The following is a 12,979-nucleotide window of genomic DNA, read 5'->3' as shown; positions in this document are numbered from 1 at the left end:
TCTTGCCCGATCAATTGGGCAGAGCAAACACTGTCAACGAACCGCCCAGTTCGGTGTACTGGGACAGTTCCCGGTAGCCGCCCACGGCGCCCAGACCATCCTGGTCCTTCTCGAGGCCCGCAGCCATGCCGATGCCGGCCCAGCCACCGATGCCCGAGAACACGCCCATGTACTGCTTGCCCTTGTGCTCGTAGGTGAACACGTTGCCGATGATCCCGGAGGGCGTCTTGAACTTGAACAGTTCCTTCTTGATGTCGTTCTTGTCGACGCACTTCAGGTAGCCCTCCAGCGTGCCGTAGCAGCTCAGGCCGCCCGCGGTGTTGAGCGAGCCGCTCCACACCGAGAACTTCTCGGCCTTGCTCTGCACGATCTTGCCGGTGCCGGCGTTCCAGGTGATGTAGTTGCCCATGCCACCGTGGCTGCCCGGGGCCGGGTACATCGACAGCGTGGCACCCACGTACGGCTGGCCGGCGGTGTACTCGACCTTGAACGGCTCATAGTCCATGCAGACGTGGTTGGTCGGCACGTAGAAGAGCTTGGTCTCGGGGTCGAACGACGCCGGCTGCTGGTCCTTGGTGCCCAGTGCCGCCGGGCAGATGCCCTTGGTGTTGACGTCAGGACCGTTCTGCGCCGTGGAGTACTTGGACACGACCTGCGGGCGGCCGGTCTTCATGTCCACGTGCGTGGCCCAGTTCACCACCGGGTCGTACTTCTCGGCCACCAGCAGCGCACCGGTCACGCGGTCCATCGTGTAGGCGAAGCCGTTGCGGTCGAAGTGCACCAGCGCCTTCGTCGGCTTGCCCTTGACGTCGATGTCCGCGAGGATCATCTCGTTGATGCCGTCGAAGTCCCACTCGTCGAACGGGGTCATCTGGTAGACCCACTTGGCCACGCCGGTGTCCAGGTCACGCGCGAAGATGGTCATGGACCACTTGTTGTCACCCGGCCGCTGCGAGGGGTTCCACGTCGACGGGTTGCCCGTGCCGTAGTACATCAGGTTGGTGGCCTTGTCGTAGCTGTACCAGCCCCAGGTGGTGCCGCCGCCGATCTTCCACTGGTCGCCCTGCCAGGTCTTGAGCGACGAGTCCTTGCCCACCGGCTTCATCTGCCCGTCGGTCCAGGTCATCGTCTTCTCGGGGTCGATCAGCATCTCGGCGTCCGGACCCACGCTGTAGCCCTTCCAGGCCAGCTTGCCGTCGCTCAGGTTGTACGCCGCGATGAAGCCGCGCACACCCCATTCACCGCCGGAGATGCCGGTGATCACCTTGTCCTTGAAGACGTGCGGCGCGTTGGTGTTCACCGCCCCCAGCTTGGGGTCGCCGTTCTTGGTCTGCCAGATCACCTTGCCAGTCTTGGCATCGAGCGCCACCAGCATCGAGTCGGCCTGCTGCAGGATGACCTTGCCTTCGGCATAGGCCAGGCCGCGGTTGACCGTGTCGCAACACATCTGCGGAATGACGGCCGGATCCTGCTTGGGCTCGTACTTCCACTTGATCTTCTGCGTGTCGAGGTCGAGCGCGAAGACCTTGTTGGGGAACGGCGTGTGCAGGTACATGGTGCCGTCGATCACCAGGGGCGAGCCCTCGTGGCCGCGCAGCACGCCGGTGGAGAAGGTCCACGCGACCTGCATCTTGCCGACGTTGTTCTTGTTGATCTGGTTCAGCTTGCTGTAGCGCTGGTTGAACATGTCACCAGCCTGGGTCGCCCAGTTCTTGGAATTGGCGATGTTTTTCTCAACATCGGCGTTGGCGAACGCCAAGGCCGGAAGAGCCAACAACGCTAGCCCCAAGCGCTGCAAGACGCCAACGCTCGATTGCCGGGAAAGCTTCATCGATGTCTCCTTCTCAGGGTGGTCTTTGGTTGTGCGAAGGCCTACCACCGAAGTCCTTCGAAGCGTGTACGCAGGCTGGCCGGTCCGCAACAACCATGCCCATGCCGGCGGGCTGCGGATGCGGCTGGCGGACCGTACGCGGGTCGGCGAAGGCCGGATGTGTGAAGGGTTCACGTGGGCCTAGGTGAAACCCTGCAAAAAGCCGGCTTGCAATTCCACCTGCAACGGCTATTTCGCCTGTCTAGGCAACTGAACACCCGGGAAAGCACTGAGGCCGGGCGGCCATCGCGGGTGGCGGTGCGCGGCAGCAGCCGGGTGCGGTACAAAGACCTGCGCCACAGTGCGGGCCGCATTTTTGGCGCAGAGTGTTGCAACAAGAGGGCAGCGCCCGGCGTGCCGCAGAATGGTCACCAGGACGTGTGCCTTCACCTGCGTGCAAGCGCGTGCAAAGGCGCGGAAGTTGCAGGCCTTCGGGCCAACCAGACGTCACCCCATGCTCCGTACCCAAGGCCTTACCCAGCGTTATGGAAAGCACACCGCGCTGCAGTCGCTGACGATGCAATTGAGCGCGGGCCAATTCACCGCCCTGCTCGGGCCCAATGGCGCGGGCAAATCCACCTTGTTCCAGGTGCTCACCGGTCTTTTCGCCGCCGACGAAGGTGAGGTGGAGGTGGCCGGTCATTCATTGCGCCACGCAGCCACTGCTGCACTGCGGCATATCGGCGTGGTGTTCCAGCAGATGTCGCTGGACCTGGACCTGAGCATCCGCCGCAACCTGCTGTTCCAGGCCGATCTGCACGGCCTGCCACGCCGGCTGGCGCTGCAGCGCATCGAAGCCGGCTGCGCGCGGCTCAACCTCGAACCCAAGCTCGACCGCAAGGTGCGAGAGCTGTCGGGTGGCAACCGCCGCAAGGTGGAACTCGTGCGTGCCTGGCTGCACGAACCGCGTGTGATGCTGATGGATGAAGCCACCGTCGGCCTTGACCCCAAGTCGCGCCGCGACCTGCTGGCCGCCATACGCGCCGACGTGCGCGAGCGTGGCACCTGCGTGCTGTGGGCCACCCACTGGGTGGAAGAGGCCGAGGCCGCCGACCGCGTGCTGGTGCTGCACAAGGGCAGCCTGCTGGCCGATGGCACGCCGGCCGAGGTGGCCCAGGCACTGGGTGGTCCGACGCTCGAAGCCGGCTTCATCCAGCGCACCACCTGACTTGCTTTCCCACAACGACAACCCAGGAGACAAAGAGCCATGACCCATCCGCTGATGACCGCCCGGCGCGCTGCCGTGGTACTGGCTGCGGCCCTTTTCTGCGGCACCGTGTCGGCGCAAGGCACCGCCTATGTGTCCAGCGAGAAGGACGACGCGCTGACGCTCATCGACCTGTCCACGATGTCCGTCAAGGGCACGGTGCCCACCTGCAAGCGCGGCCGCCACATGATGCTCACGCCCGACCGCAAGCTGCTGGTGGCGTGCACCGACAGCAATGCGGCCGACCTGATCGACCCGGCCACCAACCAGTCGCTGCGCCGCATTCCGCTGGGCGACGAGCCCGAGGCCTTCGACCTTTCGCCCGACGGCAAGACCATCTACGTCTCGAACGAGGACGACGGCGAAGCCAGCTTCATCGACTTTGCCAGCGGCAAGAAGACCAAGGCGGTCAAGGTGGGCGGCGAGCCCGAGGGCGTGAAGGTGAGCCTGGACGGCAAGACGCTCTACGTCACGTCGGAGGTGGCCAACCTCGTGCACGTGATCGACGTGGCCAGCGGCAAGATCGTCAAGAACATCAAGGCCGGCAAGCGGCCGCGGCGCATGGCGCTGACGCCCGATGGCCAGCAGCTGTGGATCACCAACGAGCTGGACGCCACGGTCACCATCGTCAACACCGCCGACCACAGCGTGGCCGGCAGTCTCAAGTTCGAGGTCAAGGGCGCCCGCGAGCAGGACATCACCCCGGTGGGGATCCAGATGACGCGCGACGGCAAGCGCGCCTTCGTGGCCCTGGGGCGTGCCAACCACGTGGCCTTCGTCGACGTGCCCACGCGCAAGGTCACGCAGCTGGTGCTGGTGGGCAAGCGGGCCTGGAACGTCACGCTGGACAAGGCGGAGCAGCGGCTGTACGTGGTCAACGGCCTGAGCGACGACGTGACGGTGGTCGACGTGGCCGGTGGCAAGGCGCTCAAGAGCATCCCGGTGGGGCGTGTGCCCTACGGGCTGGTGATCGTCGAATGAAGCAGGCCGCGCTTGCTGCCGTGCTGGCCGGCGTTGCGCTGGCCGGCCCGGGCCTGCGGCCGGCGCAGGCGGCCACGCTCAAGGCCACGCTGATTGCGCCGCAGGACGACGCGCGGCTGGAGCGCTCGCGCGTGCAGCGCGCCTACCTGGGCCACCCCACCGGGCCGGCCGCCGACGGCCTGGCGGTGGCGATGGAAGAGGGCCGTTTCGAGCTGGACGCAGCCGGCCACGAGATCGCGCTCACCACCAGCGAAGCCGCCTCGCTGGAAGCGGCCAAGGCCGCCGCCCAGGCGGCCGAGAAGGCCGGCGCCGCGGTGTTGATCACCGACCTGCCGGCCGACTGGACGCTGGCGGTGGCCGATGCGGTGAAGCTGCCGGTGCTGAACGTGGGCGCCGCCGACGACCGGCTGCGCCAGCAGGACTGCCGGGCGCGCCTGTATCACCTGCTGCCCAGCGAGCGCATGCGCGCCGATGCGCTGGCGCAGCTGCTGGTGTCACGCAAGTGGAGCAAGCTGTTGCTGCTCACCGGCACCACGCCGGCCGACCAGCAACGGGCGCTGACGGTGCAGGCCTCCCTCAAGCGCTACGGGCTGCAGGTGGTGGCCAGCAAGCCGTTCAAGCTCTCGGCCGACCCGCGCGAGCGTGACCTGGCCAACCCGCTGCTGCTGACCGGCGGCGCCACCTACGACGCGGTGTGGGTGGTGGACAGCGATGGTGAATTTGCCCGCAACATGCCTTACCGCACGGTGCTGCCGCGCCCGGTGGTGGGCGATGGCGGCCTGGTGGCGGTGGGCTGGCATGCGCAGTTCGAGCGCTATGGCGCGCCCCAGGTGGCGCGCCGCTTTGCCAAGGCGCACCAGCGGCCGATGACGGCGCAGGACTGGGCTTCCTGGATGGCGGGCAAGGCCTTGATCGCGCTGGCCACCGCGCAGCCCGCGGGCACCAAGGCGCCGACCGCGGCGGCCTGGACGCAGACCCTGCCCAAGCTGTCGCTGGATGGCTCCAAGGGCACGCCGCTCAGCTTCCGCGCCTGGGACGGCCAGCTGCGCCAGACCTTGCTGCTGACCGACGGCCAGGGCGTGATCGCGCAGGCGCCCATAGAAGGGCTGCTGCACCCGAGCAACGTGCTCGACACGCTGGGCGCCGACGCGCCCGAGAAGCTGTGCAAGGTGGCGCGATGACCGACCCCGCAACACCAACCGCCCCGCCGGGCCGCTCCCAAGCCGGCCCGGGTCCCCTCGGGGGACCGACCGACGTACGCGTCGGGCGAGGGGCTGAAACACCCAAGGGTCGCAGGGGTGTCCTGCATAGTGTGCAGGCCCTGCAAGCCATCGTGCTGCGCGAGGTGCTCAAGTTCAGCCAGCAGACCGGCCGGCTGGTGAGCGCACTCGTGCGGCCGCTGCTGTGGCTGGCGGTGTTCGCCGCGGGCTTTCGCAACGTGTTCGGCGTGTCGATCGTCGAGCCCTACGACACCTACGTGCCGTATGACGTGTACATCGCACCCGGCCTGGTGGGCATGGTGCTGCTGTTCAACGGCATGCAGTCGTCGCTGGCGATGGTGTACGACCGCGAGATGGGGCTGATGCGGCTGCTGCTCACCGCGCCGCTGCCGCGGCCCTGGCTGCTGTTCTGCAAGTTGTGCGCCACTGCGCTGCTGTCGGTGCTGCAGGCGCTGGCCTTCGTGGCGGTGGCGCTGCTGGTGGGCACCGACCTGCCGGTGTTCAGCTGGGCTGGGCTGCATGCGCTGCTGGCGCTGCTGTGCGGTGCGCTGATGCTGGGGGCGCTGGGGCTGCTGCTGTCGGTGCACATCAAGCAGCTGGAGAACTTTGCCGGCACGATGAACTTCGTGATCTTCCCGATGTACTTCATGTCCACCGCGCTCTACCCGCTGTGGAAGCTGCAGGAATCGGGCGCCGAGTGGGTGTACCAGTTGGCCCGCTTCAACCCCTTCACCCACGCCATCGAGTGGATCCGCTTCGCGCTCTACGGCAAGGACCCGGGCGCCGCGCCCTGGGTGGTGCTGGGTTGCCTGGCGGTGTTCTTCGTGGTGGCCTGCTGGGGCTACGACCCGCAGCGCGGCTTCGGCGGCCTGGCCAAGCGCGGTGGGGGTCCGGCATGAAGAAGATGACCCGCCGTGAATGGCTGGCCGGCACTGGCGGCTGGGCGCTGGGCGGCGGCGCCTGGTCGGCAGTCAGCGCCGCCGCGCCGGCATTCCCCAGCCGGCCCATCACGCTGTGGGTGCCCTGGGCGGCCGGCGGCGCCACCGACATCTCGATGCGGGTGCTGGCCGAGCTGGCCGGCCGCCAGCTGGGCGTGACGGTGATCACCGAGAACCGCGGCGGCGCCGGTGGCACGCTGGCCATGCCCATCCTGCACAGCGCGGCGCCCGATGGCTACACCATCGCCCAGCTGCCGTACCCGGTGTTCCGCCTGGCGCACACGCAGAAGGTGCTGTGGGACCCGGTGCGCGACACCACGCCCATCATCCAGGTCTCCGGCGTCACCTTCGGCCTGCTGGTGCAGGCGGGCAGCAGCTTCCAGTCGCTGGAAGAGATGTTCGCGTACGCCAAGGCGCGGCCGGGTGAGCTGAGCATCGCCACCAACGGCGTGGGCACCACGCCGCACGTGGTGCTGGAAAGCCTGTTCACCGCCCGTGGCCTGCGCTACATCCACGTGCCCTACAAGGGCACGGCCGAGCAGATCAATGCCATCGCGTCGGGCCAGGTGATGGCCGGCGTCAACTCCACCGGCTTCGGCCCGGCGGTGGACTCGGGCCGGCTGCGCCTGCTGGCCACCTTCGCGGCGCAGCGCTCCAAGCGCTGGCCCACGGTGCCCACGCTGCGTGAGCTGGGCTTCGACATCGTGGCGCAATCGCCCTATGGCCTGGCCGGCCCGCGCGGCATCCCGGCGCCGGTGGTCGAGACGCTGCACAACGCCTTCCGCAAGGCCATGTTCGACCCCGTCTTCATCAACGAGATCGCCAAGTACGACCAGGAGCTGGACTACCTGGGCCCGGCCGACTACGCCCGCGCCTGCCGCGAGATGCTGGCGCAGGAACGCATCAACGTGGAACGCCTGGGCCTGGCGAAGGAGAGCACCGGTGGCTGAACGGCGCGCGCCCACCCGGCGCCCGGCCGCCGGCCGCTGGCGTACCGACCTGGCCTGGGTGCTGGCGCTGGCAGCCGGGTGCTTCGTGCTCTCGGTGTCGCTGGAACTGCATGAGCGCATGGTGCGCTGGCTGGGCCGCTTCGAGCGCTGGGAGCTGGACGAGCTGCCGCTGACGCTCACGGTGCTGGCCTTCGGCCTGGCCTGGTACGCCGGCCGCCGCACGCAGGAAATGCGCAGCGAGCTGGCCCTGCGCCGCGAGGCCGAGGCCCGCGCCGCCAGCTTGCTGGCCCACAACCGGGAGCTGTCGCACCACCTCATCGGGGTGCAGGAGCGTGAACGGCTGGCGCTGGCGCGTGAGCTGCACGACGAGCTGGGCCAGGGCTGCAGCGCCATCCGCGTGGAAACCGCGCTGCTGCGCCGCTGTGCCCGGGCCGAGGATGTGTCGCTGCTGGCCGCCGCGGCGCGCGCCGACCTGGCGGCGCAGACCATGTACCAGCAGGTGCGCGAGCTGCTGCGCCGGCTGCGCCCGGCCGACCTGGACGCGCTGGGCCTGGAGGCGGCGCTGCAGGCCCTGTGCGGCGCCTGGTCGCGCCGCGTGGGCGTGCCCTGCCTGCTGGAACAGCAGGGGCTGTCGCAGCCGCTGCCCGACCTGGTGAACATCACCGTCTACCGCATCGTGCAGGAGTCGCTGACCAACGTGCAGCGCCACGCGCAGGCACGGCAGGTGAGCCTGCGGCTGCAGCTGCACGACGTGGACGGCCTGCGGCTGACCCTGCGCGACGACGGCGTGGGCATGGACCCGCAGGCCGCCACGCCGGGCCTGGGCCTGCTGGGCTGCACCGAGCGGGCCGCGATGGTGGGCGGCCAGCTGCGCATCGTGGCCGCGCCCGGCAACGGCGTGCAACTGCACCTGCACATTCCGGCGGAGCGCCTGGCCGCGCCCGCCAACGCCTTGAAGGACGCCGCATGATCCGTGTGCTGCTGGCCGACGACCATCCGGTGGTGCGCAGCGGCTACCAGCGCCTGCTGGCGCTGGAGCCCGACCTGCGCGTGGTGGCCGAAGCCGCCGATGCCGACGCGGCCTATGCCGCCTACCTGCAGCACCAGCCCGACGTGGTGGTCACCGACCTCACCATGCCGGGCGGTGGCGGGCTGGACCTGATACGCCGCGTGCTGCGCCGCGAGCCGCGGGCGCGGGTGCTGGTGTTCAGCATGCACGACAGCCCCACCCTGGTACGGCAGGCGCTGGCCAGCGGAGCGCGCGGCTTTCTCACCAAGGCCAGCGCCCCCGAAAGCCTGGTGGACGCGGTGCGCGCCCTGGCCCGCGGCGAGCGTTACCTGGCCGCCGAGCTGCCGGCCTGGCTGCTCGATGCACCCGCCACCGGCCAGGCCGATGCCGACAGCGGCCTGGCCGCCCTCAGCAGCCGCGAGTTCGAGATCTTCCGCCTGCTGGCCCAGGGCGCCTCGGCCACCGAATGCGCGCAGGCGCTGAAGCTCAGCCCCAAGACCGTCAGCAACCACCAGACGGTGATCAAGGAGAAGCTGGGCGTCAGCACCACCGCCGCGCTGGTGCACCTGGCGCTGCGGCATGGGGTGATCGGGCACGGCGCCCCGGGGGGCTCCGGTCAGTCATCGTCGCCCGGCACCTCGCTCGCACCCATCCAGTAGCACAGCAGCGGCGCGGGCACCCGCATCACCTGCGCGGCGGTGTCCAGGCCCTCCATGGGGCCGAAGTCGGTCAGCGACTTGGTGACCACATAGCCACGCTCAATCTGCCGCGACCTGCACAGCTCCACCAGGCCTTTCAGCTCGCGCGTGCCGGTGTGCTGGGCGCGGTACTTCACCTCGAACGGGATCAGCTCACTCCCCACCTCGGCCACCAGATCGACTTCATGGTCGCGCTTGCCGCGCCAGTAGCTGAAGCGCACGTTCTGTGCGTAGTAGCGCGCGAACAGATGCTTGAACACCGCCGTCTCGGTGGCCACGCCCAGGGCGGCGGGGTCTTCGAGGATGGCCTTGCCCTTGAGCATCACCGCGGGTGCGATGGCGGCGTCGGCCAGGTAGATCTTGAAGCGGGCGCGCAGCACGTCCTTGCCGTAACCGAAAGGGGCCAGTCGATAGATCAGATGGGTGGCTTGCAGCAGCTCGATGAAGCTCTGCGCCGTGGGCCGCTTGACTTCGAGGTTGCCGCACAGGTCCACCATGTCCAGCAGGCCGCCGTCGTGCATGCACAGGTACAGGAAGGTGTGCTCCAGGTCCAGCACGCGGCGCACGCCGAACAGCGCGGTCATGTCGCGCTTGAGCACTTTGTCGATGATGTCTTCGCGCAGCAGCCGCTGCGCCTGCGTGATGCTGTCCACCTGGGCCGTCTGCGGAAAGCCGCCGCGCACCAGGTACTCATGGAAGTGGCCCACGTAGGGCACGGCCAGGTCGGTGACGCGGTAGAAGTCGGACGCGCTCCAGCCCATCAGGTCGCGCAGGCTGCGCAGGCGTGGCAACGCCGGCAACTGCAGCTGCTTGATCTGCAGGTACTCGTAGAACGACAGCGTCGTCAGCCGGATGGTGTGCCAGCGGCCCACACCCGATTCCTGGCCGGCTTCCACAAGCGGCATGGCCGAGCCGGTGAAGGCGATGCGGCGGTCCTTGCGAAAGTCCACCTGATGCTTCACCCAGGTGCCCCATTCGCGGATGAACTGGGCCTCGTCCAGCAGCAGGTATTCCGGGCCATCCACGCGCGGCTCACGCTCGCGCCAGGCGCTGATCACCGCGTCGATGCCTGCCAGCTTGACGATCGGATGGTCGAACGTGGCGTAGAGGATGTTGGCGGCTGGCACGCCCTGTCGCAGCAGGGCGTCGGCGGCCTGCAGCAGCAAGGTGGTCTTGCCGATCTGGCGCGCACCCGACAGCAGCACCGCCCGCGGGGCGGGCGGCTGCGTCATCCACGACGACAGCTCCCTGAAAGCGGCCCGGCGCCAGCCCGGCAGGTCGGCGATGGCTTCTCCCCGCCACCACGGGTTGAACTGGGCCAGCACGGCGAGCAGCTCGTTCTTGGAGACCTGCATGCGCGCTTTCCTTCCTAAACATTGTACTTAGTGCAAGTGTAATTTATCTAAAATCGGAGCATAGAGCGATTTCTGGAAGACGAAGGCTCTCCGGGCGCTCCCCTGGGACAGCCCGCATGCCCGCAGGGAAGTTTTCCCTTCTCGCTGCCCACGGGCGCGGGCCCACTCCTGGAAAAGCGTTTCTGGAGGAGACCCATGCCCGCGCCACGCCTGTTTCGTGCCCCCGTCCGTGCCTCTGTTCGTTTCGCGTTCCGCCCCCGCCTGCTGGCGTTGGCCGCTGCAGCCGCAGGCCTGTCGCCCACGGCCCAGGCGCAGCCTGCCGACACGCCCACCAACCAGGTCACCATCATCGGCGTCACGCCGCTGCCGGGCCTGGGCCTGCCGCGCAACGAGGTGCCGGCCAACGTGCAGACCGGGCGGGCGGCCGACATCGAGCGGCGGCATGCCGCGGACCTCACCAACTTCATGAACCGCACGCTGGGCGGCGTGCACATCAACGAGGTGCAGAACAACCCGTTCCAGGCCGACGTCAACTTCCGCGGCTTCACCGCCTCGCCCCTGCTGGGCACCGGGCAGGGCCTGTCGGTGTATGTCGACGGTGTGCGCATCAACCAGCCCTTTGGCGATGTGGTGAGCTGGGACCTGATTCCCAAGGCCGCCATCAGCAGCATCGCGCTGATGCCGGGCAGCAACCCGCTGTTCGGCCTCAACACCCTGGGCGGCGCGCTCAGCGTGCAGACCAAGGACGGCATCAGCCACCCCGGCACCTCGGTGGAGCTGTTGGTGGGCTCGCACGCACGTCGCCAGCTCAGTTTCGAGACCGGCGGCCACCAGGGCGCCACCGGCATCGACTGGTACGTCACCGGCAACCGCTTCAAGGAAGACGGCTGGCGCGATGCCTCGCCCAGCGACGTGCGGCAGCTGTTCGGCAAGCTGGGCCTGCGCACGGCCGACACCCGCATCGCGCTCAGCGCCGCGGTGGCCGACAACGCGCTCACCGGCAACGGGCTGCTGGAGCAGCAGCTGATGGCGCGCGACTACAGCAGCATCTACACCAAGCCCGACGAGACCGACAACCGCGCGGTGATGCTCAACCTCACGGCCACCCACCAGCTGGGCAACGGCTTCTCGCTGTCGGGCAACACCTATTGGCGGCGCATCCGCACCCACACCCTCAACGGCGACTTGAACGACGACGCGCTGGGCCAGTCGGTCTACCAGCCCAATGCCGAAGAGCGCGAGGCCCTGACCGAGGCGGGCTACACCGACTTTCCGCTGAGCGGCGAGAACGCTGGCAACACACCCTTCCCGAAGTGGCGCTGCATCGCCCAGGCCCTTTTGGTCGACGAACCGGCCGAGAAGTGCAACGGCCTGCTCAACACCACACGCACCACGCAGCGCAACTGGGGCGTGCAGGGCCAGCTGAACTGGGAAGGGCAGCTGGGCGGCCTGGGCCACCAGGTGGCGCTGGGCGGCGCGCTGGACTGGAGCCGCGTGCAGTTCAACCAGCTGTCGGAGCTGGGCTACCTGACGCCCGACCGCGGCGTGGTGGGCGTGGGCGCCTTCGGCGACGGCGTGACCGGCGGCGACGAAGACGGCGAGCCCTACGACACCCGGGTGGACCTGGGTGCCAAGACCCGCACCTGGAGCGTGCTGGCCACCGACACCATCGCGATCAACCGCAACACGCACCTCACGCTGTCGGGCCGCTACAACCGCAGCACCGTGACCACGCGGGATGCCATCAACCCCGGCGGCGGCCCCGGCTCGCTCGATGGTCACCATGTGTTCAAGCGCTTCAACCCGGCGGTGGGGCTCACCTTCTCGCCCAGCGCCACGCTCAATGCCTACGTGGGCTACAACGAAGGCAGCCGCGCGCCTTCGGCGATCGAACTGGGCTGCGCCGACCCGGCCAACCCCTGCAAGCTGCCCAATGCGATGGCCGGCGACCCGCCGCTCAAGCAGGTGGTCACCCGCACCCTGGAAGCGGGCCTGCGCGGCGGCAGCCCGGGCGGCCTGAACTGGAACGTCGGCATCTTCCGCGCCGACAACCGCGACGACATCCTCTTCGTGGCCGACGACCAGGCCGGCTTCGGTTACTTCCGCAACTTCGGCAAGACGCGCCGGCAAGGCCTGGAGGCGGGCCTCAGCCTGCCGCTGGGCCGCGACGTGACCGTGGGGGCCAACTACACCTACCTGCAGGCCACCTACCGCAGCGCCGAGGTGGTGGACGGCTCGAGCAACAGCAGCAACAGCGAAGCCGAGGAAGGCAACCCGGGCACCGAAGGCACCATCGAGATCCGCCCCGGGGACCGCATTCCGCTGATCCCGCGGCACATGCTCAAGCTGTTCGCCGACTGGCGCGTGGGCAGCGGCTGGAGCCTGGGCGCCGACGTCACCGCGGTGGGCGGCTCCATCGCCCGCGGCAACGAGAACGGCCGCCACCAGGCCGATGGCACCTACTACCTGGGCAGCGGCCGCAGCGGCGGTTATGCGGTGCTCAACCTCAGTGCCGATTACGAGCCCACCGCGGCCTGGCGCTTCTTCGTGCAGGTGAACAACGTGTTCGACCGCAAGTACAGCACCGCGGCGCAGCTGGGCGCCACCGGCTTCGATGCCAATGGCAACTTCCAGGCGCGGCCCTTCGCACGCAATGCCGAGGGCGAGTACCCGCTGCAGCATTCCACCTTCTACGCCCCGGGCGCGCCGCGCACCGTGTGGGCCGGCGTGCGCTACCGCTTCGGCTCCTGA

Annotated in this window: 10 protein-coding genes; 8 read left to right on the top strand and 2 right to left on the bottom strand. The window is 68.7% G+C overall.

Going from position 1 to position 12,979, the window contains the following annotated elements; all coding sequences use genetic code 11:
• Positions 1–10: 10 nt before the first annotated feature.
• Complete coding sequence (xoxF, locus tag MW290_RS06880) at positions 11–1,831, bottom strand: PQQ-dependent ethylene glycol dehydrogenase XoxF (protein WP_250196509.1); 1,821 nt, start codon at positions 1,829–1,831, stop codon at positions 11–13.
• A gap of 493 nt (positions 1,832–2,324) precedes the next feature.
• Here xoxF and pedB point away from each other — a divergent pair, with 493 nt between their 5' ends.
• The 7 genes from pedB (at position 2,325) to MW290_RS06845 (ending at position 8,834) form a co-directional block, all read left to right on the top strand.
• Positions 2,325–3,038, top strand: a complete 714-nt coding sequence (gene pedB / locus MW290_RS06875) for a lanthanide ABC transporter ATP-binding protein PedB/LutE (RefSeq protein ID WP_250196508.1) — start codon at positions 2,325–2,327, stop codon at positions 3,036–3,038.
• Between the two features lie 39 nt (positions 3,039–3,077).
• Complete coding sequence (locus MW290_RS06870; RefSeq protein WP_375142819.1) at positions 3,078–4,058, top strand: PQQ-dependent catabolism-associated beta-propeller protein; 981 nt, start codon at positions 3,078–3,080, stop codon at positions 4,056–4,058.
• Positions 4,055–5,239 carry a type 1 periplasmic-binding domain-containing protein gene (locus MW290_RS06865; protein ID WP_250196507.1) on the top strand — a complete coding sequence of 395 codons (1,185 nt, stop codon included), beginning with the start codon at positions 4,055–4,057 and terminating at the stop codon, positions 5,237–5,239. Before MW290_RS06870 ends, MW290_RS06865 begins: the two co-directional genes overlap by 4 nt.
• Positions 5,240–5,361: 122 nt before the next feature.
• Entirely contained in the window at positions 5,362–6,177 is an 816-nt protein-coding gene (gene pedC / locus MW290_RS06860; protein ID WP_375142831.1) for a lanthanide ABC transporter permease protein PedC, read from the top strand.
• On the top strand, positions 6,174–7,166 hold the full coding sequence (locus MW290_RS06855) for a tripartite tricarboxylate transporter substrate binding protein (RefSeq protein WP_250196505.1): 993 nt from the start codon (positions 6,174–6,176) through the stop codon (positions 7,164–7,166). The genes pedC and MW290_RS06855 overlap by 4 nt, the downstream gene beginning before the upstream one ends.
• Positions 7,159–8,136 carry a sensor histidine kinase gene (locus MW290_RS06850; protein WP_250196504.1) on the top strand — a complete coding sequence of 326 codons (978 nt, stop codon included), beginning with the start codon at positions 7,159–7,161 and terminating at the stop codon, positions 8,134–8,136. Before MW290_RS06855 ends, MW290_RS06850 begins: the two co-directional genes overlap by 8 nt.
• The gene (locus MW290_RS06845) at positions 8,133–8,834 is read left to right on the top strand and encodes a response regulator (protein ID WP_250196503.1); all 702 of its coding nucleotides are present in this window, start codon (positions 8,133–8,135) and stop codon (positions 8,832–8,834) included. The genes MW290_RS06850 and MW290_RS06845 overlap by 4 nt, the downstream gene beginning before the upstream one ends.
• Here the strand turns inward: MW290_RS06845 and MW290_RS06840 are convergent.
• Positions 8,792–10,228: an ATP-binding protein gene (locus MW290_RS06840; RefSeq protein ID WP_250196502.1), complete on the bottom strand. Its 1,437-nt coding sequence runs from the start codon at positions 10,226–10,228 to the stop codon at positions 8,792–8,794. The genes MW290_RS06845 and MW290_RS06840 overlap by 43 nt on opposite strands.
• 195 nt (positions 10,229–10,423) lie before the next feature.
• On the opposite strand from MW290_RS06840, the gene MW290_RS06835 reads away from it, so the two are divergent.
• On the top strand, positions 10,424–12,979 hold the full coding sequence (locus tag MW290_RS06835) for a TonB-dependent receptor (RefSeq protein WP_250196501.1): 2,556 nt from the start codon (positions 10,424–10,426) through the stop codon (positions 12,977–12,979).

This window comes from Aquincola tertiaricarbonis (assembly GCF_023573145.1).
In the GTDB taxonomy this organism is placed as follows: domain Bacteria; phylum Pseudomonadota; class Gammaproteobacteria; order Burkholderiales; family Burkholderiaceae_C; genus Aquincola; species Aquincola tertiaricarbonis_B.
This window is presented reverse-complemented; position numbering and strand designations above follow the sequence as displayed.

Excerpts from the sequence above, each read along its gene's own strand:
- MW290_RS06845 (WP_250196503.1), top strand. The coding sequence starts at position 8,133 with ATGATCCGTGTGCTGCTGGCCGACGACCATCCGGTGGTGCGCAGCGGC.
- MW290_RS06865 (WP_250196507.1), top strand. The coding sequence starts at position 4,055 with ATGAAGCAGGCCGCGCTTGCTGCCGTGCTGGCCGGCGTTGCGCTGGCC.
- MW290_RS06855 (WP_250196505.1), top strand. The coding sequence starts at position 6,174 with ATGAAGAAGATGACCCGCCGTGAATGGCTGGCCGGCACTGGCGGCTGG.
- MW290_RS06870 (WP_375142819.1), top strand. The coding sequence starts at position 3,078 with ATGACCCATCCGCTGATGACCGCCCGGCGCGCTGCCGTGGTACTGGCT.
- pedB (WP_250196508.1), top strand. The coding sequence starts at position 2,325 with ATGCTCCGTACCCAAGGCCTTACCCAGCGTTATGGAAAGCACACCGCG.
- MW290_RS06840 (WP_250196502.1), bottom strand. The coding sequence starts at position 10,228 with ATGCAGGTCTCCAAGAACGAGCTGCTCGCCGTGCTGGCCCAGTTCAAC.
- xoxF (WP_250196509.1), bottom strand. The coding sequence starts at position 1,831 with ATGAAGCTTTCCCGGCAATCGAGCGTTGGCGTCTTGCAGCGCTTGGGG.
- MW290_RS06835 (WP_250196501.1), top strand. The coding sequence starts at position 10,424 with ATGCCCGCGCCACGCCTGTTTCGTGCCCCCGTCCGTGCCTCTGTTCGT.